Below are 23,054 nucleotides of genomic sequence, written 5' to 3'. Positions count from 1 at the left end.
GACTTCACACCGGTCAAAGCGGACGAGATGGGTTCAGTCGCGTTTGCCGAATGCAAGCAATTCCGCATCCGACAGCGGTTCAACCCAGGCGTCACTGGTGGCAACAGGCGTAAAGCCCATCATCTGATAAAGAGGCAATGCGCGCGGGTGATCGAGCGTATTGGTGGTCACAGTCACCTTCCACGGGCTGGTCTGCCACGCCGAATAGAGCGCTTGTAACAGAAACCATTTGCCGATCCCCAAGCCCAGCGCATGTTCGAACAGACCGAAGTAGGACAATTCGACGACATCGCCGTCGAGTTGGTTCAGTTCGTACATGCCTGCCGGTGCACCATTGACGTAAAGAACCGTAACCGAAACCTTCGGGTCACGCAGGATTGCCGACAGATCGGCGTCGCTCATGCGCAACCGCTTGTACCAGTGCCATCGCTTGCCGATCTGCCGATAAAGATAGCGGTAGTAATGGAGCGGGATATCCTGGGTACGGATCAGGGCCGTTTGCAGGTTGACCGGCATCGGCAGGCTTTGGCGCGGCGGGGCCGTCATCTCCAACCGCGTCACGTGAGCCCGAAGCGGACCGTGGACAGGCTTCTCCAGCGGCTCGGCGGGGCCGGTGACTACAGGCGTGTCATCGCGACCGCCCCATTCGGACCAGGAACCATCATAAAGCGAATTGTTGGTATGACCGAGTGATTCGAGTGCCAGGGTCACTACAGCGGCGGTCACGCCAGACCCGCAACTGGTCACAGCCGGCTTGGAAAGATCGACGCCTGCCTCCTCCATCATGGCGCGGAGCGTATCGAGGTCCTTCAGATGGCCTTTATCGGAGAGGCTCGCAGCAGGAAGACTGCGCGCACCCGGCATGTGGCCTGATCGCATCCCCGCTCTTGGTTCTGCTTCCTCACCCGTGAAGCGTCCTGCGCCGCGCGCATCGATGATCTGGGCAGATCCATTGTCGACGATAGCTCGCATTTCGTCGAAAGTCGTGACGCGGCGTCCACGGAAGCGTGGTGTGAATGTCGCTGGAGCCGGATCCGGCGTCCCGCTCTCCAGAGGACGCCCGTCGACCTTCCAGCCGTCCAGTCCGCCATCGAGAACATAGACTTTTTCCACGCCCATAGCGCGCAGCATCCACCACACGCGCGGTGCCGAGAAGAAGCCCGGACCATCATAGACGACGATCACGTCCGTGTCGCTAATACCCAGGTCGCCGACTTCCTTTGCAAAAAACTCAGGCGAGGGCAGGGAGTGCGGCAGGCCGGTCGAGTGATCGGCAATAGCATCCTGATCAAAGAAAACACTGCCCGGGATATGACCCTGTACGAATTCTTCGGCACCATTGCGCTTGTGCATCGGCAGATACCAGGACGCGTCAATGGTCTTGAAGCCGGGAGATCCCAGCTGTTGCTCAACCCAATCGCCCGAAACCACGAAACGGCTTTTCTCGACACCCATGCTCAGTCTCCTCATTCATGCAAGGAGATGCTTATGCGCTTTGCTCCGGAACTCCGAAACGAATGCGGAAGCGTCTGTTCTCCTTACCCTTCTTCTCGATCTTGGCGATGTGAATCGCTCCGACCTCCTGGGTCTCGGAGACATGTGTGCCGCCGCAGGGTTGGCTGTCAACGCTGGAGTCTTTACCGATGCAAATCAGGCTTACCCGTCCCAGTCCGACCGGCGGCCGAACGTTCTTGGACTTCACTATACCGGGATTGGCCAGAAGTTCATCGTCCGTAATCCACCGCGTGAATACCGGGTGATTCTCTGTCACCAGGGTCATCAGTCTGGCTGTGATTTCGTCCTTGTCGATTGTTTCACTCATATCGAAATCGACACGGGATTCCTCTTCGCCAACCGCTGCCCCCGTAATCGGGTACTCACATACCACGGAAAGGAGGTGGCAGGCCGTATGCATGCGCATGAGCTTGTAGCGGCGCGCCCAATCAACATGCAGAACGAGGGTTTCTCCAACCTCCGGGCGCGGCTGTTCCTCCAGTGGGACATGCAGGATGATATCTTTTGTTTCACCATGCCGTGTCTGGCCGAGTTGGATTCGCGATCCATCCGCTCGTTCAAGGAAGCCTGTATCCCCCGGCTGGCCGCCGGAGGTTGCATAGAAGCAGGTCTGGTCCAGTTCGATCGCGCCATCCGGATGAATGGCTGTCACCGTTCCCTCTGCCGTGGCCAAATAGAAATCGTCACGGAAAAGGGCTTTGGTTGTCATGCTGCAGTCTCACTCATGCCTGTTCGAAGGGAACATTGATCTCGCGTTTTTGTACCAGCCACTGCGGTATCGGCAAGCCTTTCGACCGGAGAAAGTCCGGATTGAACAGCTTCGATTGATAGCGATTTCCGTAATCGCAGAGAATGGTCACAATGGTGTGGCCCGGGCCAAGCTCTTTCGCAAGGCGCACCGCTCCAGCGATATTGATGCCCGACGAACCGCCGAGGCAAAGGCCTTCCTGCTCCACGAGATCGAACACATAGGGCAGGGCTTCAGCATCACTGATCTGGTAGGAGAAGTCGGGCCGGAACCCTTCGAGATTGGCGGTGATGCGACCTTGGCCAATGCCTTCCGTGATGGAAGAGCCTTCTGATTTCAGTTCGCCTTCCGTGTAGAACTTGTAGAGAGCCGCACCATCCGGATCAGCGAGACCAATCTTGATGGAGGCATTCTTCTCCTTCAGGCCAATTCCGGTTCCGGCAAGTGTGCCGCCCGAACCGACCGCGCAGATGAAGCCGTCGACCTTTCCATCCGTCTGCTGCCAGATCTCCTGCGCAGTGGTGGCGATATGCGCTTCGCGATTTGCGACATTGTCGAACTGATTTGCCCAGATTGCGCCATTGGGCTCGGTTTTGGCCAGTTCAGCGGCCAAACGCCCGGATACCTTTACGTAGTTGTTCGGGTTCTTATAGGGAACAGCCGGCACTTCAACGAGCTCCGCCCCGAGAAGCTTCAAGGCGTCTTTCTTTTCCTGGCTTTGCGTCTCAGGGATGACAATGACTGTCCGATATCCGAGAGCCTTCGCTACAACCGTCAAACCGATACCGGTGTTGCCAGCAGTTCCCTCCACGATGACGCCGCCTGGACGAAGCAGGCCCTTCTTCTCGGCATCGCGAATGATGAACAACGCGGCCCTGTCCTTGACCGACTGCCCGGGATTGAGGAACTCCGCCTTCCCCAGGATCTCGCAACCGGTCGCGTCTGAAGCGCCCTTGAGACGGATCAAAGGCGTGTTGCCGATTACACTGAGCACGGAAGGGTGGACGGTCATTACGGATCTCCAAAATGGGCTGGAATAAGGTGCTTTTTTCCATTGCCACCAAATTTCAGCAAGCAATACATTCCCGCAATTTGCATGTTTGGTGAAATTTCACACCTAAGTTTCATAGTGCGCGTTCTTTCACAACGAAAAAGGGGCGGCCAAGGCCACCCCTTTGTCATCTCGGGAAAAACTTATTAGCACTGAGTGCGGTTTACCGGGCTCGTGCTCGAACCTTCGGTTGGCGTGGCAGAAGGCGCTGCGCATGGGCTGTCCTGAACGGTCAGTTCGCCTGCAGGCTTTGTGCCGCTATCGCGATTGGTGCTGTAGGTCATGCCGGGGTCTACCACGGTGCCTGTGGCGCTGTTGGAGCCGTAGGTTCCAGCACGGGTGTTGTTGTCTGTGTTCATCATGGTCTGGTCATTGGGAGTGACCGCCGTCTGTGCAATCGCGCCAGTGGCAAGACCAAGGGAAATAACGGATACGCTAAGCAGTTTCGAAAGCATGAGCTTCCTCCTCGTTTTTTTGTTTCAGGCTTTTCCGTCGCCCGACAAAAGAACATTCGACCAGCAAACCCGTTCCCAAAAAAATTAACTAAGTTTTTGCGAATGCGAAGATGCCTGCTCGGTCAGATCCAGTCTCAACTGCACACCACGGGGAATGTAGAGCGGCTTTTGGCTCGCAAGCTGGATGCGCTGAAAGGTCTTTCGTCTCTCGTCTGCATCGCGCTGGCGAAGCGCCCTGGCGGTCGCAACAGCAGCCAACGCATTTTTGACGGCCTGTTCTGCACTGTTCATGCTCATCTCCATCAATGTTCTTCTTTTGTTCTAATTCAAGCGAACGCTGATGTCAACGAATCATCCTGAAGGCGGGACTTGGAGGAACGTTGCCCGAATTGGGATGTTTGAAGATCATTATGATCGAAAGGAGTACCTGACATGGCCTATAGCCCGAATGATCAAGGACCAGAACTGCCACGAACAACAGGTCGAAACAGACGAGCAGGCTTATGGCTAGGGTTCGTTGCCCTGCTTCTGATAGCGGGCATCATCTGGTCTCAGTCAAGCAGCGGCCCCGGAACCGACCCGTCAACAACGGCCTCTACGACGCAGACGACAATCCCGGCGCCCCAACCCGGAACCTCTGACAATGCAGGCCAGACGCCGACGCAAACCGCGCCAACTAGACAGTAAGAATAACTTCTGGAGAAAACGAAAATGCCCGCTTTTGAGGAGCGGGCATTTTGTTCAGCATAGCTGAGAAACTGGCTCCCCGGGCCGGATTCGAACCGGCGACCTATCGATTAACAGTCGAGTGCTCTACCGCTGAGCTACCAGGGAATACCGCGTTGCGGTGTGAGCGGCGTCATAACGAAGGTTGATGGTTTTGCCAAGCACGATTTCATGTGGCCGTCATAAATATTGCCACGCCACAGGCAATTCGTTTGGTTTAGGGATGAAATCGACACTGGAAGGCTTTAAACATGAAAATGCCCGCCGTTGAGGGGCGGGCATTTTGCATTCAGCTTGGCTGAGAAACTGGCTCCCCGGGCCGGATTCGAACCGGCGACCTATCGATTAACAGTCGAGTGCTCTACCGCTGAGCTACCAGGGAACACCGCTCGTCGCGGCGTGAGCGGGGTATTACCGATGACTGCACGATTTGCCAAGCGCTTTTTTAAAAAAAATGGATCTCGCTTGTCTTATCCACACCGGGTCACCATCTGCGGCCAGCAATGATAACGCAAAACAGACATGGGATTCGGAGCTTTCTTCGGTCGAATACGTTCAAAGGCGGCAAAGCACGGATACGCGCGGCCCCAAAAAGACGAGAACGCGAACCGAATGCCAACTGGTGAAGATTTGAAACAAGAAAACGCAGAAAGCAGATTTGGGATAGACCCGAGAACCGGCCGGCTTCATCTCGGTCGTTTCCACATGCCAATGCCACGGTCGCGTGCAGGCCGCGTCTCAATTGGCGCCGGCCTTGTTGCGGGTGGCTGCCTGGGATTCCTGCCAATCCTGGGGTTCTGGATGGTGCCCCTTGGTCTCGTGGTCCTGTCGCACGATCTGGCCTTTGTGCGCCGCAGGAGACGTAGGTTTGCGGTCTGGTGGAGCCGGCGACGTCGAAACTAACGCCAGCCGGCCCACGGGCGCGTTGATTAACCGAGCATTGAGGCGAGGCCATTTCCGGCACGAAGGGCAAAGAATCCCAAAGCGCCGAAATAGAGTGTCGTGAAAGCAAGGAAGATGTAGCCGCCCAGGACAACCGCGCCGTCGCGCTGGATCATGCCAAGGGCCGTCAGCAGGATCGCAATGCCGGGCAGTGTGTTCGAAAAGGGAATGAGACCCAAGGGAAACATCAGCAGGAGACCCCCGGCGGCAATCGCCAGCGCGTTGATGCGGTTTGCAAATGCGGATCCCGTGAACGAGGCGAAGCGAGGCTTGATGTAGTTATCCAGTCTGGAAACGATTCTAACGCCTTTTCTCAGTGTCGGTACGAGTCGCGCTGTCTCCAGTTGCTTGTCCAGGATTCGCGCTGGAAGCCAAGGCAGGCGATTGAGGAAGACAGCAATGCCGATCAGGATGATAGCGGCTCCGAAAACGGTACTGACACCCGGAATGGAAACCGGGATCAGAAAGGGGAGAGAGGCGAGGGCACAGATGAGCAGAAGCCCTTGCTCGCCAACAGCATGCATCAATTGACGAAGCGTTACGGTCTCGCCCTCAATGCCATTTATGAGGGTCTCCAGTGTCAATGTCAGAGGCTGGTTCGTGTCGTTGAAGGCAGAATCAGTACGCAAAGTTCACTCCGGGCAGGTCCTGATGCAAAACCTGTCATAACAAACTTGTCGCCAGTCCCGAAGTGGGCGCAGACGCGCCTTCTTTCACGCTTCAGTGTGTATGGCGCCACCAGTCAACGGCACCGCATATCAGCACCATTCCCAAGGCCGCCAGAACATATGGATTTATGGCTGTTACGAATGTCAGGTAATGCATGACGATCTCCTCCAACGCATGCAGTCGTCCCGCCTTTGCTCCTCCAAAAGCCGAACACAGATATGCTATCAGAGTTGCATGCATTGTGCACGGGAAACCGCGCCGGGATCATCCGCGAGCCGAATTCAGGACTTGATGTCGATACCGGCCTCGATCGCAGCGGCAATAAAAGCGAGACGCGCGGCCTCCGCCGTCTTTTTACCCTTCATCGCCGCTTCGAAAACTATCAGAGCCTTGTCCAAAGCCTCACCGTCTTCGAGCGGCCAATCCTCGATCAGCGCCCAGGAGGCTTCCTGCAAAGTGGTGATTGTGCGGTACTGCCCAGGTCCATCAAGCGCAAGAGTAACGCCTTTGTTCCATTCCATCGTCTAATCGCCTTCGGGAAATTCGTCTCGATATGAGTATTCACCACGGGGTGCCTACGCAACCGCGGTCGTCAACTATGAATACTCTGAAGTTTGGAATGGAGGCCTCGCCCGGAATTGAACCGGGGTACAAGGATTTGCAGTCCTCTGCGTCACCACTCCGCCACGAGGCCATTCCGATGTGTTTTCTGAAGTGGTGACGGGCGTTTAGAACGGATTTAGATGGAGCGCAAGAGGGGTAGACCTCTGCATTGGCTTTTTTCACACATCATACGCTAGGCGAGCGCCGCATGATGAACGAGGCACCCGCCAATCAATCACCGGCATTGGCGGCGGGGACCATTGAGCGGCTGATAGGTATTGTCGGATGCGCGATAAGAGCGGTACTTGGACGCGCAGTATTCTACGTGCGAACCTCCATACGACCGCGCGGCAGGCTGCGAGGCGATAAGGCCCCCAATCAGTGCGCCAGCGGCCAAGCCACCAATGACCGCCCCTGCGTTACCGTGTCTGCGATCTCGGTAGTAGCCGTCCCGATAGTGACGGCGATCATCCCAATTCCGATAATGGCGACGCCCTTCCCAGCGGTCACCACCGCGATAATGGTGGCCGTTACCCCAGCGAGGATTGATTTGCGGGCAGTTGGTTCCATTGTTGCAACCGACCTTTACGATGCCTTCCGCGTTCTCCGCCTGAACTGCAGGTAAGGAAACCGCACCTGTCGGTCCGGCGAAAGCAGGAACTCCACTGAAGGCAGTCGTAAGAGAGATTGCAATGACCATCAGTTTTTTCATCTTAATCACCTCAAAATTCTGATCCTGCAAAGTAACGCTTCCGGTGTATTTCGGTTCCGCTTTGTGCTTCCAAAAAAGAAGACCCGCATGTTCTGCGGGTCGAGGAAAGGGAAGGGTGTTTTTTACTTTGTTAGGCGGCTCCTGCCGGATCACCGATCGGCAATAAAGCTGGGTTGAGCGGCGGATCGTTTGGATTTTTTGTATCGGCCGGATCTTGGGCCGGTGTCAGTGGCGGCTTTTCCTGAACACGATCAGGCACGCCCGGCGCCGGGGTAGGGCCTCTCGGAGAATCGACGGGATTGTCTGTCGGCAATGTCGTGGGCATCCTGGCCTCCTCTGTCTTTGTCGGTTGGGAAAATAACCCGTCGATAAAAGCTTTGTTCCCCCGAATTCGGCTGGTAAGTCGGTGGAATTGCGAGAGAGGGGCGCCAACGGTCTTGAAAGCTGTGCTGCTCGCCAGTAATACGGGGCCAGATATACGCTTTCACGAGGCGAGCCCGATGATTGATTTTGAAGCAGCGCGGACCAAGATGGTGGAAAACCAGATACGGACCACCGACGTCACGTCGCACTCCGTGTTGCGCGCATTTTACAATGTTCCGCGCGAAACCTTCGTGCCGGAAAAGTCGAGGGCGCTGGCCTATATCGATAACGACATCCAGATCGCGAATGGTCGTTACCTGATGGAGGCGTCTCCACTCGCCAAGCTCTTGCAGCTTGCAAAGGTCACCAAGGATGATGTCGTTCTGGAAATCGGCTGCGGGACAGGCTACGCGACCGCAATCCTCTCGCATATCGCTGGCACCGTCGTTGCGATCGAGAGCGATACGGAATTGAGCGCTGCGGCCACTGCAAACCTCGCGGCGTTGGGTTGCGATAATGCTGCGGTGGTGACAGGCGAGCTCGAAAAGGGTTACGCAGCCGAAGCGCCGTATGATCTCATCTTTATCAACGGCTCCGTTGAAGACGTTCCTGAAGCCTTGTTCTCCCAACTGCGGGATGGTGGTCGTCTTGTTGCAGTTCTCGGATACGGGAACGCCTCCACTGCAAGGGTTTTCCTCAAGGAGCATGGCGTCATTTCCGAAGCTTCGCACTTTAACACGTCGGTGAAGCCGTTGCCGGGCTTTCGAAAGTCCAAGGAATTTGTGTTCTGATCAGAATGGGCGGCCCTCGGGTCGCCCTTTTTGTTTCGGTCATGCCCTTACGGGGTGTGGCGGCTGACCAGCAGCTCCTCTGCCCGCTGATGTTGAGAGTCTTTAGCTTATTCTGAACTGAAGCTCCTGTGTTTCCTTGAGAAACCTGTGCATCCGGTTGACCAATCGGTCTCCGGTAATTGTGACGCAGCATCCCCTCGCGTAGAATCAACCATGATTCGTTGCCTGCTAGCATATGTGTGATGCGGGGCTCGACTTTCAGATCGGGGATAAAAATGGCTCAGCCAAACGTAGCGCGTGAACCCTCCATGGAAGAGATCCTGGCATCCATCCGCCGGATCATCGAAAGCAATGATCCGATCAGCGAAAGCCAGTCGGTCAGGGGCGCGCAAGCTTCTTCTTATTTAGAAGATAGCGAAGAGTTCGATGTCGAGTCGGACTATGACGATGGCTACATGTCCCAGGTCCCTGCGAATGACCCGGGCATGTCCTATGCGGAACCTGTTCACGCCGAGCATTCGAGAGCGGTTATGGAAATGAGAGAAGTTGCGGCAGATCCGCCGCATGTTAGCGAAAAGTCACTATCTCTGGCAGATGTCGCAGCCAGGGTTCGTGCCGGGGCAGCACGACCCGCCGAGGCTGGAGCGGCAGTTCATTCAGCAGCCCCTCAACCCGAAATGCACCGTCCAGTTCCACAACCCGTGCAGCATCCCCCCTATGTGAATGCAGAGCGGGCGCGCCCCGTCCAGGTGCAGCCGATCGAGCAGCCTTCTGCTCAACGGGATCAGGTATACCGCGACGCTGCGAATGCTCAATCGCACGAAAATCGCGAGCAGACATTGCCGGCTCGCATCGAACAGGCCACCTCGCTGTTGTCTGAAGAGGCGGGTGCGCAGATTGCGCGGTCTTTCAACGATCTTGCTCAGGTCGTGAATGGTATCGAGCGCGAGACCGTTGAAGACATGGCGAAGGACATGCTGCGTCCCATGCTGCGTGAGTGGTTGGACGATAATTTGCCGACCCTGGTCGAGCGGCTTGTGCGCGAGGAAATCGAGCGCGTAGCGCGCGGCCCGAGGCGGTGAACGGATCCTGTCACCCTCAATAGCCGCCCTTGAGGCGGCTTTTTTATTGACTCGCATCTGGCAGTCCTATTTACAGCCAGCAACGAGAACTCCAGGTTTTGGTCCCAAAATGCTCGAAAAAACTTATGATTCCGCCTCTGTTGAACCGAAGATCGCAGCCGCATGGGATGATGCCGATGCGTTTCGCGCCGGTGCGAATGCAAAGCCGAATGCGGAAACCTTCACGATTGTCATTCCTCCGCCGAACGTGACGGGTTCCCTGCATATGGGCCATGCCCTGAACAACACGCTTCAGGATATCATGGTCCGTTTCGAGCGGATGCGCGGAAAAGACGTGCTTTGGCAGCCGGGGATGGACCATGCGGGTATCGCGACCCAGATGGTAGTGGAGCGTAAGCTTGCGGAAGCGCAGCAACCGGGTCGTCGGGCTCTTGGTCGCGAGGCCTTCATCGACAAGGTCTGGGAATGGAAGGCTGAATCGGGCGGATTGATCTTCAACCAGTTGAAGCGGCTTGGTGCGTCCTGTGATTGGTCACGCGAGCGGTTCACGATGGACGAGGGCTTGTCGAAGGCTGTGCTCGAGGTCTTTGTGACTCTCTACAAGCAGGGGCTAATCTATCGTGGCAAGCGCTTGGTCAACTGGGACCCGCAATTCGAAACCGCGATATCGGACATCGAAGTCGAGAACCGCGAAGTCGATGGCCATATGTGGCATTTCAAATATCCACTGGCCGGTGGGGAAACCTACACCTATGTGGAAAAGGATGCCGACGGCAATGTAACCTTCCAGGAAGAGCGCAATTACATCGCGATCGCGACAACGCGCCCGGAAACCATGCTTGGCGATGGTGCGGTGGCCGTTAATCCGTCAGATGAGCGTTACGCGCCAATCATCGGAAAACTCTGCGAAATTCCTGTTGGTCCCAAAGAGCATCGTCGCCTTATTCCGATCATCGCGGACGAATATCCGGATCCGGCCTTCGGGTCGGGCGCGGTCAAGATCACCGGGGCGCACGACTTCAACGACTACCAAGTCGCTCGCCGCAACAACATTCCGCTGTATCGTCTGATGGATACGCAGGCGCAGATGCGGCAGGACGGCGAGCCCTATGCTCGTTGCGCGGAGCAGGCGCTGGCGATCACGCGTTCTGGCCAGCTTCCGAGCGAGGCGGAGGTCGACGACATCAATCTTGTTCCGGAAGAATATCGTGGGCTGGATCGCTACGAGGCGCGCAAGCGGATCGTTGCTGCCATCAATGCGGACGGTCTTGCCGTCACGACCAAGGACGCAGAGGGCAACGATGTGCCCTATGTCGAGAACAAGAAGATCATGCAGCCATTCGGCGACCGCTCGAACGTCGTTATCGAGCCTATGCTGACGGACCAGTGGTTCGTGGATGCCAAGACCCTTGCCGAGCCCGCCATCGCTTCGGTTCGCGAAGGACGCACGAACTTCGTTCCGAAGAATTGGGACAAGACCTATTACGAGTGGATGGAGAACATTCAGCCCTGGTGCATTTCGCGCCAGCTCTGGTGGGGTCATCAGATCCCGGCCTGGTATGGACCGGATGGGCAGGTCTTCGTCGAGAAGACGGAAGAGGAAGCTCTGGACGCAGCCGTCCAGCACTATCTGGCGCATGAAGGACCGTGGAAGGCCTGGGTTCAGGAAAAGCTCGAAAACTTCGAACCTGGCGCGATCCTGACGCGTGACGAAGACGTTCTCGATACGTGGTTCTCGTCGGCGCTCTGGCCGTTCTCGACGCTCGGCTGGCCAGACCAGACTCCTGAGCTTGCGCGCTATTATCCCACCAGCGTGCTCGTCACCGGCTTTGACATCATCTTCTTCTGGGTCGCCCGCATGATGATGATGGGCCTGCACTTCATGAAGGATGAGGATGGCAATCCCGTCGAGCCGTTCCACACCGTCTATGTGCACGCGCTTGTGCGTGACAAGAACGGACAGAAGATGTCGAAGTCGAAGGGCAACGTCATCGATCCGCTTGAACTGATTGATGAATACGGAGCCGATGCGCTGCGTTTCACGCTGGCGATCATGGCGGCGCAGGGGCGCGACGTGAAGTTGGACCCGGCTCGCATAGCAGGATATCGCAACTTCGGCACCAAGCTGTGGAACGCAACCCGTTTCGCGGAAATGAACGGCGTCAAGCGCGATCCGAAATTCCTTCCGGAAGCCGCGACGCTGACGGTCAATCGTTGGATCCTGACGGAGCTTTCCTCCACGATCGCGGATGTAACGACTGCAGTCGAGACACAGCGCTTCAACGATGCTGCAGGCAGTCTTTACCGATTTGTCTGGAATCAGGTTTGCGACTGGTATCTCGAACTGCTGAAGCCAATTTTCTCTGGAACGGATGAGGCAGCCAAGCTCGAAGCCCAGGCTTGCGTGGCCTATGTGCTGGAAGAAACTTACAAGCTTCTGCATCCGTTCATGCCATTCATGACGGAAGAACTTTGGGCTCACACCAGCGAGCGTGACGGTCTGTTGTGTCACGCTGACTGGCCTGCTCCAAATTTCGCCGACGACGCGGCAGCTTCGGAAATCAACTGGCTGGTCGATCTTGTCACGGGTATCCGCTCGGCTCGTTCTGAGATGAACGTGCCACCATCGGCCAAGGCTCCCCTGATCGTGGTTGGTGCCTCTGCCTTGACGCAGGGCCGCTTGCAGAGGCATCAGGCAGCAATCGAGCGCCTGGCCCGTGTCGAAACCATTGAGCTTTCCGATACGGCACCGCGTGGAGCGGCGCAGGTCGTGATCGGCGAGGCAACGGCGTGTCTTCCGCTTGGAAGCCTGATTGATCTTGGAGCCGAGAAAACACGGATCGAGAAGGCGCTTGGGAAGGTGCAGGCCGATATTGATCGCGCTGAAAAGAAACTCGCCAATGAGAAGTTTGTCGCCAATGCCGATCCGGAAGTTGTGGCGGCCGAGCGCGAACGGTTGAGCGAAATGCAGTTGCAGCAGGCAAGCCTGAAGACAGCACTTCAGCGGATTGCCGAAGCAGGCTGATTCTTTTCAATATTGCTAAACTAAGGCCTCGGCGTTTCGCGCCGGGGCCTTTTGTTATCATTTCGACCAAACTGCCTGAAATTCGATCTGTTTTTGCGCCGTTTGCGCGAATTCACGTAATGTTGCTCGCGGGCAACATTCAGCTCATCGTGAGAACATTAGACTACAGAGATACGGAAATACATTCATTCATTAGAAAAATAATGCGACTGAGTAGGCGTTTTTGACTGCCCATTGTGAGCTTACGTAAATTTTTCTGCGCTTTCTTCACAATGGCCGGAATGTGTCGAAGTTGTGTTTTAATCTGCGACAATTAGGCTGTGTGATGGTCACTTACCTGGGAGTGGGAGAATTATGGTAAGAACTCATCTTACAAAGGGCCTTCTGGCTGCGGCGGCGGTCGGTGCTCTTAACACGAGCGCTTTGGCGGGCGGCCTCGAGCGCGGCGGCTATAATATCGACCTGCTATACGATCGTTCATCCGTAGCAATCGAGTCGTCCGCAACTTATGTTGCTCCTCAGCGCAAGCTGAAGAACGTTCAGGACGTCGATCGCACAGATGGTCTCGGTTCGAATGGTTTGAACGGTGGCACAACCACTGCTGACGACTCGGAGAACTATTGGATCCCGCGCGTTGGCATCAAGGCTGCAATCGGCGATGCAGCAGACTGCATGTTCGATTATTCGCAGCCTTGGGGCGCACATACGAAGCCAGGTCGCAACTGGCGCGGTGCCAACGAGAACATCGAAACAAAGGTCGAAAGCGATAATTACGCAGTTACCTGCTCGTACCGGTTCGATGCTGGTCCGGGTCAGTTGCGTGTCATCGGCGGCACGTTCTATCAGGAAGTCAGCGGCTTCAAGGAAAGACTCGTTGCGCCTGCCGGTTTCCCCGGCGTGGTCGGCAACGGTATCGGTCGTCTTGAGCTGAAAGATAGCGCGTGGGGCTGGCGCGCTGGTGTTGCCTACGAGATTCCCGAATACGCATTCCGGGCAAGCCTCGTTTACAACAGCGAAGTCAATCTCAACGACATTTCCGGCACCTTGAACCTGTCGCAGGTCAATGGCCGTATCCTGAACGTCTATGGCGCCCAGAAGATGCCAGACAGCCTTGAGCTCAAGGTGCAGTCCGGTATTGCCCCGGATTGGCTCGCCTTCGGTTCCGTGAAATGGACTGACTGGAGCCAGTTGCAGACAATCCCGTTCTGCGTCGTCGGCGTGCCGGTTTGCAACGGCGCAACGCAGATCACATCGCTTGAGCTTGGCTATCGTGACGGCTGGACCATCAGCGGTGGTGTTGGCCACAAGTTCAATGATCAGTGGAGCGGTGCGGTCAGCCTGACATGGGACCGCGGCACGAGCCAGGGCTTCGGCACGCAGACGGACACCTGGTCTGTTGGTGCCGCCGTTTCCTACGCGCCGACGCAGAATGTCGAACTCCGCCTCGCCGGTCTTCTTGGAGTTCTGACGTCCGGTTCGTCCGGCCCGACAACCATCAACGGTGTCCGTTATGGCACCGATGCAGCCTACACTTTCGGCAATGACCTGGTTGCCGCCATCTCGACATCGGTCAAGGTCAAGTTCTGATCTGATGTGATGTGAGCTTCATGATGACGCCTCGGCTTTCGCAAGCCGGGGCGTTTTTTATTGGCTCCTCGGTTTATTCCTAACGTTAACGGTACAAGATCCTGAAAACGTCTCGGTAACGATGTTTCGACTGTCCGATTTTGTGACGATTCAGCAACAGATTTTTACGACGTTCGATTGTACATTCTTGAGCATCAACTTCTGTCCATTTCCCGCCACAAACGAGGCGCAGCGAGATAGGCAGAAAGAAAGCGGACCTGCGGGGGCGGGGCGCGTATCGGAGTAACATGGGCGATTTCTCGAAGGAAAATCCAAGTTTTCCAGCGAAGCGGGCGTTGTGCTCGACTTCAGGAGGGAATGGAATTCGGAGTTCGGCGGAAGCCGCAGTCTTGCCGAAAACGCATCTTATGCTTTCGATCGTTGCCCGTTTGCAAGGCAGGCGAGCTGATCCGGTCCAAGTGTCTTTGATGAGTGCACCGGAGCAAGTGTTCGGAGTAGGTGCATGACAATGGTGAGCAGCCGCGATTCTCTTCGTCATCGAGAAACATGTTCGTCGATCTTTGCCATGTCAGCTTCAATCATCGGCATGGTTAAGGAAGCGTAAAGATGCTGATGTTCTCCAAAGCTTCTTTTGGGCTGATGACGCTCGGGCTGGTTATGGCGTTCGCGCCTGCCCGCACTGCTGCCGCTTTCGATATCAGTTCCGGTGTGACCAAAGAGTCAGGTCCGTTTGACCTTTTCAAGTTCGGCTTCAAGGCCTACAAGAACGGCCAGAAAAAGGATGCTGTCGAAGCCTATCGCTATGCTGCGGAAAAGGGGCATACCGGATCACGATGGGCGCTCGCCAACATGTATGCCTTCGGCGACGGCGTTGCGAAGAACGATTATGAGGCCTTCAAGATCTACAACGAGATCGCCAGCCAGGGCATCGAGCCCGGCTCGGAAGATACCGGCTTTTTTGTCAACGCCCTGCTGGCTCTGGCGGACTACTATCGCCACGGTATTCCGGGGTCTCCGATCCGCACAGATCTGTCTCAGGCGCGTCAGCTTTATTTCCAGGTTGCTTCGACCTTTGGCGTGGCAGAGGCGCAGTTTCAGCTCGCCCAGATGATGCTGACGGGTGAGGGCGGCGCTCGCAACGTTCTGCAGGCAAAGAAGTGGCTGAATCAGGCGCGTAAAGGCGGGCATGCCGGCGCCATGTCTGTATTCGGCAACCTTCTGTTCCAGGAAGGTCAGTCGGTGCGCGGTCTCGCTTACATGACCGCCGCACTGGATCGTTGCGCCAAGAACGAATGTTCCTGGATGCAGCGATTGCAGGAAGATGCGTTTTCTCTGACAACCGAACAGGACCGCCGCAGCGCCATCGTGCTGGCCCAGCAGTTCGACGTGGAAGACGGCGGCGACTGAATTTTCGCCGCCCAACAGCCTGTTCTGTATCAGGCGAAGTTGAACGTCCCGACGACCGGCACGTGATCTGAAGGCTTTTCCCAAGCCCTGACCTGTTTCTCGATTGAGGTACTGACCAGTCGGTCGGCCGCTTCCGGTGAGAGAAGCAGATGATCGATGCGGATGCCGTTATTCTTCTGCCAGGCACCGGCCTGATAATCCCAGAACGTATAAAGTTTGGTCTGGTCTGTCGTTGCTCTGACAGCGTCGAGAAGCCCCAGATTCTCCAGCCGGCGAAACGAAGCGCGGGTTGCAGGCAGGAACAGCGCATCCGTTGCCCAGGCGGCGGGGTCGTAGCAATCGTGAGGCTCTGGAATCACGTTGTAGTCGCCGGCGAGAACCAGCGGCTCTTCCAGAAGCAGTCGGTTCGCTGCATGTAGCCGCAACCGCTCCATCCAGGCCAGCTTATAAGGGTACTTGACCGGATCATCAGCCGGGTTGCCATTGGGAAGATAGATGGATGCAACCCGCACAACGCCGGACGGTACAGAAAACACAGCTTCGATGTAGCGAGACTGTTCGTCGCTATCGTCGCCCGGCAGGCCGCGAATCACATCTTCCGGCTTCAGCTTTGATAGAATGGCGACGCCGTTGAAGCCCTTTTGTCCATGAGTTTCGACGTGATAGCCGAGCGATTCGATGTCTGCTCTCGGGAACCCTTCATCGACCGACTTTATCTCCTGCAGGCAAACGATGTCGGGTGAGAAATCACTCAGCCACTGGCGCAGGTTTTCGATGCGGGCTTTGATCCCGTTTATGTTCCAGGTGGCGATCTTCATTATGGCTTTCCCGATTGCCCTGCTGTTTTAACCCAAGGAGCAATCAATGAAAGTAGAAATCGACGATCAATCTCAGATCGAGAAGCTCGTTCCACAGCCGCAACTCGCCACGGCATTAGGATTTTTGATCTGGAACGATTGACCCAGCAGGTTATCGACAAAGTCGATTTCCGATCCCGTCATGTAGACCAGCGAAAGACTGTCGATCAGCACTGTGGCGCCGTCTTTCGAAATCACGAGATCGTCTTCTCCCTGGGCGTCCACGACGTCAAATTTATAGGAGAAGCCGGAACAGCCGCCTCCTTCTACGGAGACACGCAATGCTTTCTTGCCGGCATCGGCAGATACGATCTCGGCAATGCGCCGGGCAGCGGATTGGGAAACGGTTACTGGGGCATCTGTCATGGTCTATTCTTGCCTTCTGGCCGGGTTCAAGGCCCGGAGATTGCTGCAATCGCTTTGCGTTGCTTCGCTGTATAGGTATGAAGGGTTGAAGGGCGCGTCAATGGTGCTTCGCGTCTGTATGTTATGCGCAAAACGGATGGATCATGTCAGTCGATACACGCATTCTTGGTTTTGGCAGCGGCGAACGGGCTATTTTCGCTTCCGATCCGTGGCAGAGCCGGGGGCGTCTCGTACCGGAGAATTCCAGTCTGACGCGGTCGGAATTCCAGCGGGACCGTGACCGTATCGTCCATACCACTGCCTTTCGCCGCCTGAAGCACAAGACGCAGGTCTTTATCGGGGTGGACGGCGATCACTACAGAACGCGGCTGACCCATACGATCGAAGTAGCGCAGATCGCGCGCGCACTCGCCAGGGCCTTGAAGATCGACGAGGATCTGGCTGAGGGCGTGGCGTTGGTTCACGATTTCGGTCATACGCCCTTTGGACACACTGGCGAGGACGCGCTGCACGAGGTTCTGCTGCCCTACGGCGGTTTTGATCACAATGCGCAATCGCTTCGCATCGTTACCAAGCTTGAAAGGCGCTACGCTGAATTCGACGGCATAAACCTGACGTGGGAAAGCCTCGAAGGCCTGGTGAAACACAACGGTCCCCTGATGGATCGTTCAGGAGCAGGTACACGCGGTCCCGTTCCGCAGCCCATTCTCGACTATTGCGAGATCAATGATCTCGAACTCGCAAGTTTCGCCAGTCTCGAGGCGCAGGTTGCGGCGATTGCCGACGACATTGCCTACAACACGCATGATATCGATGACGGACTGCGATCCGGCTATCTGACTTTCGACATGCTGGAGGATGTGCCCTTCCTTGCGGCGATGATGCGCGAGGTCAGGGCGAAGTATCCGAGCCTGGAGCCTGCCCGCTTCGCAAACGAAATCATGCGCCGACAGATCACGCACATGGTCGAAGACGTGATCGGTGTTGCGCAGCGGCGCCTTGAGGATCTGAAACCGCAAAGCGTACTCGACATCCGTGCCGCGGATCATGCCATTGCGACCTTCTCGGATGAAATGGCGGAAACGGACAAATCCATCAAGAAGCTGTTGTTCTCGCGCATATACCGGCATCCCGAAATCATGCGGATCCGGGCCGGGGCGGCGCAGATCGTCACAGATCTCTTCGGAGCCTACATGCAAGACCCATCAGAGATGCAGAGCCACTATTGGGTCAGTCATATAGCCGGGCTCAGCGAAGCAGCGCGCGCACGCCATGTGGGCGACTATCTGGCGGGGATGACCGACACTTATGCTGTGAAGGCCCATATGCGCCTGTTTGACCGCACCCCTGATTTGCGTTAGGCACCCCACCGAAACCAATTGATTGGCGGCCTTTCCGCCCTTTTTGCTGGGATGCAGCACCATGAACCTGTTCGCCGATTTTGAAGTTCGGATCAAAGAGGCACTTGAATCCATCGATCTCATTCGTGAAAAGCGCGAAAGTGTCGATTTCAATCGTCTGACTGTCGAGCCGCCGCGCGATCCAAGCCATGGCGATGTTGCGACGAATGCTGCCATGGTGCTCGCAAAGCCGCTGGGTACCAATCCTCGCGCGCTGGCAGATGTCATTGCAGAGCGCCTGAAGCAGGATGCTGATATCGTAGACGTAACGGTGGCCGGTCCCGGCTTCATCAATATTCGCTTGTCCTCCGCCTACTGGCAGCGACTGCTCGCCAGCATCATCCGTGATGGCGAAGGCTACGGGCGTTCGGCGGTCGGGGCAGGGCGCAAGGTCAACGTCGAATTCGTTTCGGCAAATCCTACCGGACCGATGCATGTGGGCCATTGCCGCGGCGCTGTCGTCGGTGATGCGCTGGCCAACCTCATGGCATTTGCAGGCTACGAGGTTACCAAGGAATACTACATCAACGATGCCGGCTCCCAGATTGATGTGCTGGCAAGGTCGGTCTTCCTTCGTTACCGCGAAGCATTGGGTGAAACGGTCGGTGAAATCCCTTCTGGCCTCTATCCCGGAGACTATCTTGTGCCGGTCGGCCAGGCGCTCGCCAAGGAATTTGGCACGAAGCTGCACAACATGCCGCAGGACGAGTGGATGCCGATCGTCAAGGATCGTGCCATCGACGCGATGATGGCGATGATCCGGGAGGATCTGGATGCTCTCAACGTCCATCATGACATCTTCTATTCGGAACGCGGTCTCCATGCCGATGGCGCGGCCCGTATCCGTCAGGCGATCAATGATCTGACATTCAAAGGGCATGTCTATCGTGGCACGCTTCCGCCGCCGAAGGGCCAGTTGCCGGAAGACTGGGAAGATCGCGAGCAGACGCTGTTCCGTTCGACGGATGTCGGCGATGATATCGACCGTCCGCTGATCAAGTCTGACGGAAGCTATACCTATTTCGCGGCGGACGTGGCCTATTTCAAAGACAAGTTCGACCGTGGCTACAACGAGATGATCTACGTGCTCGGTGCCGATCACGGTGGCTATGTGAAGCGTCTCGAAGCGCTGGCCCGTGCTGTGTCCGGCGGCTCGGCGAAGCTGACGGTTCTGCTGTGCCAGCTCGTGAAGCTCTTCCGCGACGGCGAGCCGGTAAAGATGTCCAAACGTTCGGGAGACTTCGTAACGCTACGTGAGGTGGTGGATGAAGTCGGCCGTGACCCTGTTCGCTTCATGATGTTGTACCGGAAGAACTCCGAGCCGCTGGATTTCGATTTCGCCAAGGTGACTGAGCAGTCCAAGGACAATCCGGTCTTCTACGTCCAGTACGCGCATGCTCGCTGCATGTCGGTTTTCCGCCAGGCCAGGGAAGCTTTTCCGGACCTCGACACCGAATCACTTGACCTCGCAGCCGCTGTTTCAGGGGTGTCTGACCCGGCCGAAATGCAGCTGATTGCCAAATTGGCGGAGTTTCCGCGCATAATTGAGGCTGCAGCGCTGGCTCAGGAGCCCCACCGGCTTGCTTTTTACCTCTATGATCTGGCAAGTTCCTTCCATGCGCACTGGAATAAGGGCAAAGATAACCCCGACTTACGGTTTGTTAAGGATAACGACCGAGAATCCAGTATCGCCAGACTTGGGTTGGTGCGCGCTGTCGCGTCCGTATTGAAGTCCGGGCTTGCCATAACTGGCACTGCTGCACCGGACGAAATGCGATAGTCACGCCACCATTTACCCATATTGCGCTGGCATGAGCATTGGTTAGCGTAGGTAAGTGGACAAGGGTATGGCAAACAATAACGTGGCTTATGGCCGTAGCGGCGCGCCTGACGTATTTGCGGATGATGATCCGCTTGCGGAATTGGCGCGCATTGCGGGCTATGATGAGCGGTCCCCCTTGCGACCTGTGGCGGAGCAACCGCCGCGGCGAGAGCCGGCGTTCAATCTCGAAGATGAATTGCTTCGCGAGCTCGAGGATTATCAGGATACGCGTCCGTCGGTTTCTGCGGAGCCGGTTCTGTCGCGCCCGGCCGAGGCGCCTGTCGCTCGTTCCGAGCCACCCATGACGCCTTCCGCGGGCGCGGTTTCTGCGCGTGTGAGCGTGCCGGTGGCTGACCCGTTCAACGACGAGGAATTCGATACGCTCGATCGTCGCGATCCTATGTCGCGAGCTCATGTGGTCGATCAATTCGGAATGGCGCCAAGGCGTTCCGAGGCTTCGTCCTTGCGTGCGTTCGAGCCAGAGACTGTGCCGCGACCGGTTGCAGATATGGCTCCTGCTGTTGCTGCGCCTATGGATGTTGCAGGTCTAGATAACGATCTGATTTCCGAGCTTGAGACATCATTGACGCCGGTCGAGACGCGTCCGATCAAAGCGACGCGGCCCCCGGCACGGGCTTATGAGCCCGGCTTCCGGATGCCTTTGGCAAACTTCAATCCGGCCTCTGTGCCGCGTCACGAGCCTGCACCGGCAAGTGCTTTGCCCGATCTAGCGGAAGGATCGATTTCCGCTTCTGCTTCAACACCGGTCGACAGTTCGGTGTGGGAAGAAGAGCTGGCTCGTGTTGCTGCCTTCGCGATGGCGCCGCCGCAGGTCCCACGTCAGGCAGCCGTCGCGGAACTGCCGCAGGTTGAGGCTTTCCGCAACGAGGATCGTGCGGCCCAGGCACGTCTTTCCGCCGACCTGCCTCCCGTAAGCTCTATAGCGCCGCTCCCGGACTTTGCGGTCCTCGATGAACGCTTTTCCGACCAAGGTCGTGTGGGCAATCAGCAGAAAGAGCCTGCGCTCGGTTCTGATCTGGATGATGACTTCGAACTGGCCCTCGATGAGATCGAATTCGATCTTTCGGATCTGATGGATGAGCCGGATACTGCCGCAACTCCAGCTCGGCCGGTCCAGCCTGCCCCTGCGGTTCAACCGCGTGCGGAAGCGGTCGGCGCAACTCAGAATTCAGCGCCGAAACCTGAGCCGCAAGTGCCGTTTGCCGCTGCATTCGAACCGCGTCAGGAATTCCGTCCAGTGCCGTCCAGCGTTGCTGCGGTTCCAGCTTTCCTGGCAAACTCACGTTCTGCGGCTGCCATGGGTGTAGGTGCACCGGTTCAGAGCCAGCCGGTCTCGATTAATGCAGTGCAGCCGAATGGTCCCGTCCGTTCTGCTCCGCAGGCGGTTATCGATGAAGCGACTGGTGATGGAGAGGCTTTCGATCCCGCGCTGCTGGCCGACACGGATGAAATGCCGGAGACGGTTCCGGATCTCAATGTACCCGAGCTTCCGGTCCATGAACCGGAACAGCAGCCCGTTCAGCATTCGGAATTCGACATTGATCTTGATGCGGAGCTCGCTTCATTCCTGACGCAGGCAAATGCTGGACCGCAGCCGGTCTCCGTAGCGGCGCAGCGTGCGCGCAACGCCAGCTCCAGCATTTCAGTTGCAGCTACTCCTGACCCGAAATCCACGGCACGTCCTTCCGATGGTCTCGACGACTTTGAGCGTGCTTTGGAGGAAGATTTCCGTCGCAGCCTCCAGACACCTTTCCCGGCGCGGGCTGCGCGGGAAGAGGAAATGGACGATGACGCCATCTATCTTGCTCCTCGCAAGCGGCTGAACTGGATGCTGCCGGCGTCAGCGGCAGGCTTTGTTGCGATACTTGGTTTGTCCGGTTACGCGTTTTACGCAAGCCAAGGCTCGAAACTGACAGGTGATGGCGGGCCGGTGGTCATTGCTGCCGATACGCAACCGGTCAAGGTTGCGCCTGAAAATCCGGGTGGAAAGATCGTTCCGAACCAGGACAAGGCTGTCTATGACCGCGTCGCAACGGGTACGCTGGATGCGCCGAAGCAGCCTTCGCTGATTTCTTCCGACGAGCAGCCGGTAGATGTCGTTCAGAAGACTTTGGAAACCTTGCCAATGGAAGCCGAGGGCGAGGGCATGGAGTCCGCTTCGACGCCGGTTGGTGAAACAGAAGATGCCCGTCTGCTGCCGCAGCAGGTAGCTGCTGCCACAGCCGGTCAGGATCAGCTGGCGGTGATGCCGCGCAAGGTCAAGACGATGGTTGTTCGTCCGGACGGCACCTTGGTCGAGCAGATCAAGGAAGTGCCTGCAAAAGCGGGACAGGTTCCGGTGACGGCCGTCAAGACCGAGAAAGTTCCAGCGGCGCCGGCATTGGCTGAGCCGACCAAGACGGCGGCGACGTCTGCAAGCCAGCCGGTCGCTGCGCCGGTGTCGGCTGCCGCTACGACGCCTGCAGTTGCGGTTCCCACGACGACCGCGTCGACCCAGACCAACAAGACGCAGGCACCTATCCCGGGCGCGCGTCCTGCGGAGCAGCCGGTCAAGGTTGTCGCAGCTGTCACCGATCAGGGTGCAATCCGTGCCGCTGCTTCTCCTGCAGCCACGGCTGCTGCCGCTATTCCGCCAGCTGCTGCCCAGACAGGCGGCGCGGGTGGGTACTACCTTCAGGTCGCTTCGCTTCCGTCTGAAGCGGACGCCCAGAAGTCCTACAAGAACCTTTCGGCCAAGTTCGGCAATATTATTGCAGGTCGCGGCGTTGATATCGCCAAGGCTGAGATCGCCGGAAAGGGCACCTTCTATCGTGTTCGGATCCCGGCAGGCAGCTCCAAGGACGAAGCTGCCGCTCTGTGCGAAAAGCTTCGTGCTGCCGGTGGTAGCTGCCTGATTGCACGCTGATTACCCT

General features: G+C 57.0%; 20 protein-coding genes and 3 tRNA genes. 9 read left to right on the top strand and 14 right to left on the bottom strand.

Going from position 1 to position 23,054, the window contains the following annotated elements:
* Positions 1-33: 33 nt before the first annotated feature.
* The 7 genes from sseA to ASD54_RS11375 form a co-directional block, all read right to left on the bottom strand.
* Positions 34-1,455, bottom strand: a complete 1,422-nt coding sequence (gene sseA / locus ASD54_RS11405) for a 3-mercaptopyruvate sulfurtransferase (protein ID WP_062554664.1) — start codon at positions 1,453-1,455, stop codon at positions 34-36.
* Positions 1,456-1,486: 31 nt separating this feature from the next.
* Positions 1,487-2,224 carry an alanyl-tRNA editing protein gene (locus ASD54_RS11400; protein WP_062554663.1) on the bottom strand — a complete coding sequence of 246 codons (738 nt, stop codon included), beginning with the start codon at positions 2,222-2,224 and terminating at the stop codon, positions 1,487-1,489.
* 13 nt (positions 2,225-2,237) lie between these two features.
* Entirely contained in the window at positions 2,238-3,275 is a 1,038-nt protein-coding gene (locus ASD54_RS11395) for a cysteine synthase A (protein WP_062554662.1), read from the bottom strand.
* A gap of 185 nt (positions 3,276-3,460) precedes the next feature.
* On the bottom strand, positions 3,461-3,769 hold the full coding sequence (locus ASD54_RS11390; RefSeq protein ID WP_062554661.1) for a hypothetical protein: 309 nt from the start codon (positions 3,767-3,769) through the stop codon (positions 3,461-3,463).
* 84 nt (positions 3,770-3,853) lie between these two features.
* Positions 3,854-4,060, bottom strand: coding sequence for a hypothetical protein (locus ASD54_RS11385; protein WP_062554660.1), 207 nt, complete (start codon positions 4,058-4,060; stop codon positions 3,854-3,856).
* Positions 4,061-4,528: 468 nt separating this feature from the next.
* A tRNA-Asn gene (locus ASD54_RS11380) sits at positions 4,529-4,603 on the bottom strand.
* A 199-nt stretch (positions 4,604-4,802) separates the two neighbouring features.
* A tRNA-Asn gene (locus ASD54_RS11375) sits at positions 4,803-4,877 on the bottom strand.
* A gap of 230 nt (positions 4,878-5,107) precedes the next feature.
* Here ASD54_RS11375 and ASD54_RS27270 point away from each other — a divergent pair.
* The gene (locus ASD54_RS27270) at positions 5,108-5,398 is read left to right on the top strand and encodes a hypothetical protein (RefSeq protein WP_082547186.1); all 291 of its coding nucleotides are present in this window, start codon (positions 5,108-5,110) and stop codon (positions 5,396-5,398) included.
* Positions 5,399-5,424: 26 nt separating this feature from the next.
* Here ASD54_RS27270 and ASD54_RS11370 read toward each other — a convergent pair whose 3' ends face one another.
* The 5 genes from ASD54_RS11370 to ASD54_RS11350 form a co-directional block, all read right to left on the bottom strand.
* Entirely contained in the window at positions 5,425-6,066 is a 642-nt protein-coding gene (locus ASD54_RS11370) for an exopolysaccharide biosynthesis protein (protein WP_062554659.1), read from the bottom strand.
* Positions 6,067-6,387: 321 nt separating this feature from the next.
* On the bottom strand, positions 6,388-6,627 hold the full coding sequence (locus tag ASD54_RS11365) for a DUF982 domain-containing protein (protein ID WP_062554658.1): 240 nt from the start codon (positions 6,625-6,627) through the stop codon (positions 6,388-6,390).
* Between the two features lie 99 nt (positions 6,628-6,726).
* Positions 6,727-6,800, bottom strand: a tRNA-Cys gene (locus ASD54_RS11360).
* Positions 6,801-6,944: 144 nt separating this feature from the next.
* A complete protein-coding gene (locus ASD54_RS26120) occupies positions 6,945-7,421 on the bottom strand; it encodes a BA14K family protein (protein ID WP_082547185.1) in 477 nt (158 codons plus the stop codon).
* Positions 7,422-7,551: 130 nt separating this feature from the next.
* Entirely contained in the window at positions 7,552-7,746 is a 195-nt protein-coding gene (locus tag ASD54_RS11350; RefSeq protein ID WP_062554656.1) for a hypothetical protein, read from the bottom strand.
* Between the two features lie 175 nt (positions 7,747-7,921).
* On the opposite strand from ASD54_RS11350, the gene ASD54_RS11345 reads away from it, so the two are divergent.
* The 5 genes from ASD54_RS11345 (at position 7,922) to exoR (ending at position 15,676) form a co-directional block, all read left to right on the top strand.
* Positions 7,922-8,575: a protein-L-isoaspartate O-methyltransferase gene (locus tag ASD54_RS11345; RefSeq protein WP_062554655.1), complete on the top strand. Its 654-nt coding sequence runs from the start codon at positions 7,922-7,924 to the stop codon at positions 8,573-8,575.
* Between the two features lie 275 nt (positions 8,576-8,850).
* Entirely contained in the window at positions 8,851-9,657 is an 807-nt protein-coding gene (locus ASD54_RS11340; RefSeq protein WP_082547172.1) for a DUF2497 domain-containing protein, read from the top strand.
* A gap of 109 nt (positions 9,658-9,766) precedes the next feature.
* Positions 9,767-12,682: a valine--tRNA ligase gene (locus tag ASD54_RS11335; protein WP_062554653.1), complete on the top strand. Its 2,916-nt coding sequence runs from the start codon at positions 9,767-9,769 to the stop codon at positions 12,680-12,682.
* Positions 12,683-13,036: 354 nt separating this feature from the next.
* On the top strand, positions 13,037-14,269 hold the full coding sequence (locus tag ASD54_RS11330; RefSeq protein ID WP_062554652.1) for an OmpP1/FadL family transporter: 1,233 nt from the start codon (positions 13,037-13,039) through the stop codon (positions 14,267-14,269).
* Between the two features lie 639 nt (positions 14,270-14,908).
* A complete protein-coding gene (gene exoR / locus ASD54_RS11325; RefSeq protein WP_244484741.1) occupies positions 14,909-15,676 on the top strand; it encodes an exopolysaccharide production regulator ExoR in 768 nt (255 codons plus the stop codon).
* 29 nt (positions 15,677-15,705) lie between these two features.
* On the opposite strand, the gene xth is transcribed toward exoR, so the two are convergent.
* Positions 15,706-16,494, bottom strand: coding sequence for an exodeoxyribonuclease III (xth, locus tag ASD54_RS11320; RefSeq protein ID WP_062554650.1), 789 nt, complete (start codon positions 16,492-16,494; stop codon positions 15,706-15,708).
* Between the two features lie 72 nt (positions 16,495-16,566).
* Positions 16,567-16,899, bottom strand: a complete 333-nt coding sequence (gene erpA / locus ASD54_RS11315) for an iron-sulfur cluster insertion protein ErpA (RefSeq protein ID WP_062554649.1) — start codon at positions 16,897-16,899, stop codon at positions 16,567-16,569.
* Between the two features lie 143 nt (positions 16,900-17,042).
* Between erpA and ASD54_RS11310 the strand changes: the two genes are divergently transcribed.
* The 3 genes from ASD54_RS11310 to ASD54_RS11300 all read left to right on the top strand — a co-directional run bounded on the left by ASD54_RS11310 (position 17,043) and on the right by ASD54_RS11300 (position 23,047).
* Complete coding sequence (locus tag ASD54_RS11310) at positions 17,043-18,260, top strand: deoxyguanosinetriphosphate triphosphohydrolase (RefSeq protein WP_062554648.1); 1,218 nt, start codon at positions 17,043-17,045, stop codon at positions 18,258-18,260.
* A gap of 61 nt (positions 18,261-18,321) precedes the next feature.
* Entirely contained in the window at positions 18,322-20,079 is a 1,758-nt protein-coding gene (argS, locus tag ASD54_RS11305; protein WP_062554647.1) for an arginine--tRNA ligase, read from the top strand.
* A 67-nt stretch (positions 20,080-20,146) separates the two neighbouring features.
* Entirely contained in the window at positions 20,147-23,047 is a 2,901-nt protein-coding gene (locus ASD54_RS11300) for an SPOR domain-containing protein (protein WP_062554646.1), read from the top strand.
* Positions 23,048-23,054: the final 7 nt, after the last annotated feature.

The sequence above is a fragment of the Rhizobium sp. Root149 genome, assembly GCF_001427345.1.
In the GTDB taxonomy this organism is placed as follows: domain Bacteria; phylum Pseudomonadota; class Alphaproteobacteria; order Rhizobiales; family Rhizobiaceae; genus Neorhizobium; species Neorhizobium rhizoryzae.
The sequence above is the reverse complement of the archived record's forward strand: the minus strand, read 5'-3'. Positions and strand labels throughout refer to the sequence as shown.

Bases quoted from the DNA above. Each gene is read 5' to 3' on its own strand.
- sseA (WP_062554664.1), bottom strand. From the start codon at position 1,455: ATGGGTGTCGAGAAAAGCCGTTTCGTGGTTTCGGGCGATTGGGTTGAG.
- ASD54_RS11400 (WP_062554663.1), bottom strand. From the start codon at position 2,224: ATGACAACCAAAGCCCTTTTCCGTGACGATTTCTATTTGGCCACGGCA.
- ASD54_RS11395 (WP_062554662.1), bottom strand. From the start codon at position 3,275: ATGACCGTCCACCCTTCCGTGCTCAGTGTAATCGGCAACACGCCTTTG.
- ASD54_RS11390 (WP_062554661.1), bottom strand. From the start codon at position 3,769: ATGCTTTCGAAACTGCTTAGCGTATCCGTTATTTCCCTTGGTCTTGCC.
- ASD54_RS11385 (WP_062554660.1), bottom strand. From the start codon at position 4,060: ATGAACAGTGCAGAACAGGCCGTCAAAAATGCGTTGGCTGCTGTTGCG.
- ASD54_RS27270 (WP_082547186.1), top strand. From the start codon at position 5,108: ATGCCAACTGGTGAAGATTTGAAACAAGAAAACGCAGAAAGCAGATTT.
- ASD54_RS11365 (WP_062554658.1), bottom strand. From the start codon at position 6,627: ATGGAATGGAACAAAGGCGTTACTCTTGCGCTTGATGGACCTGGGCAG.
- ASD54_RS26120 (WP_082547185.1), bottom strand. From the start codon at position 7,421: ATGAAAAAACTGATGGTCATTGCAATCTCTCTTACGACTGCCTTCAGT.
- ASD54_RS11350 (WP_062554656.1), bottom strand. From the start codon at position 7,746: ATGCCCACGACATTGCCGACAGACAATCCCGTCGATTCTCCGAGAGGC.
- ASD54_RS11345 (WP_062554655.1), top strand. From the start codon at position 7,922: ATGATTGATTTTGAAGCAGCGCGGACCAAGATGGTGGAAAACCAGATA.
- ASD54_RS11340 (WP_082547172.1), top strand. From the start codon at position 8,851: ATGGCTCAGCCAAACGTAGCGCGTGAACCCTCCATGGAAGAGATCCTG.
- ASD54_RS11335 (WP_062554653.1), top strand. From the start codon at position 9,767: ATGCTCGAAAAAACTTATGATTCCGCCTCTGTTGAACCGAAGATCGCA.
- ASD54_RS11330 (WP_062554652.1), top strand. From the start codon at position 13,037: ATGGTAAGAACTCATCTTACAAAGGGCCTTCTGGCTGCGGCGGCGGTC.
- exoR (WP_244484741.1), top strand. From the start codon at position 14,909: ATGACGCTCGGGCTGGTTATGGCGTTCGCGCCTGCCCGCACTGCTGCC.
- xth (WP_062554650.1), bottom strand. From the start codon at position 16,494: ATGAAGATCGCCACCTGGAACATAAACGGGATCAAAGCCCGCATCGAA.
- erpA (WP_062554649.1), bottom strand. From the start codon at position 16,899: ATGACAGATGCCCCAGTAACCGTTTCCCAATCCGCTGCCCGGCGCATT.
- ASD54_RS11310 (WP_062554648.1), top strand. From the start codon at position 17,043: ATGTCAGTCGATACACGCATTCTTGGTTTTGGCAGCGGCGAACGGGCT.
- argS (WP_062554647.1), top strand. From the start codon at position 18,322: ATGAACCTGTTCGCCGATTTTGAAGTTCGGATCAAAGAGGCACTTGAA.
- ASD54_RS11300 (WP_062554646.1), top strand. From the start codon at position 20,147: ATGGCAAACAATAACGTGGCTTATGGCCGTAGCGGCGCGCCTGACGTA.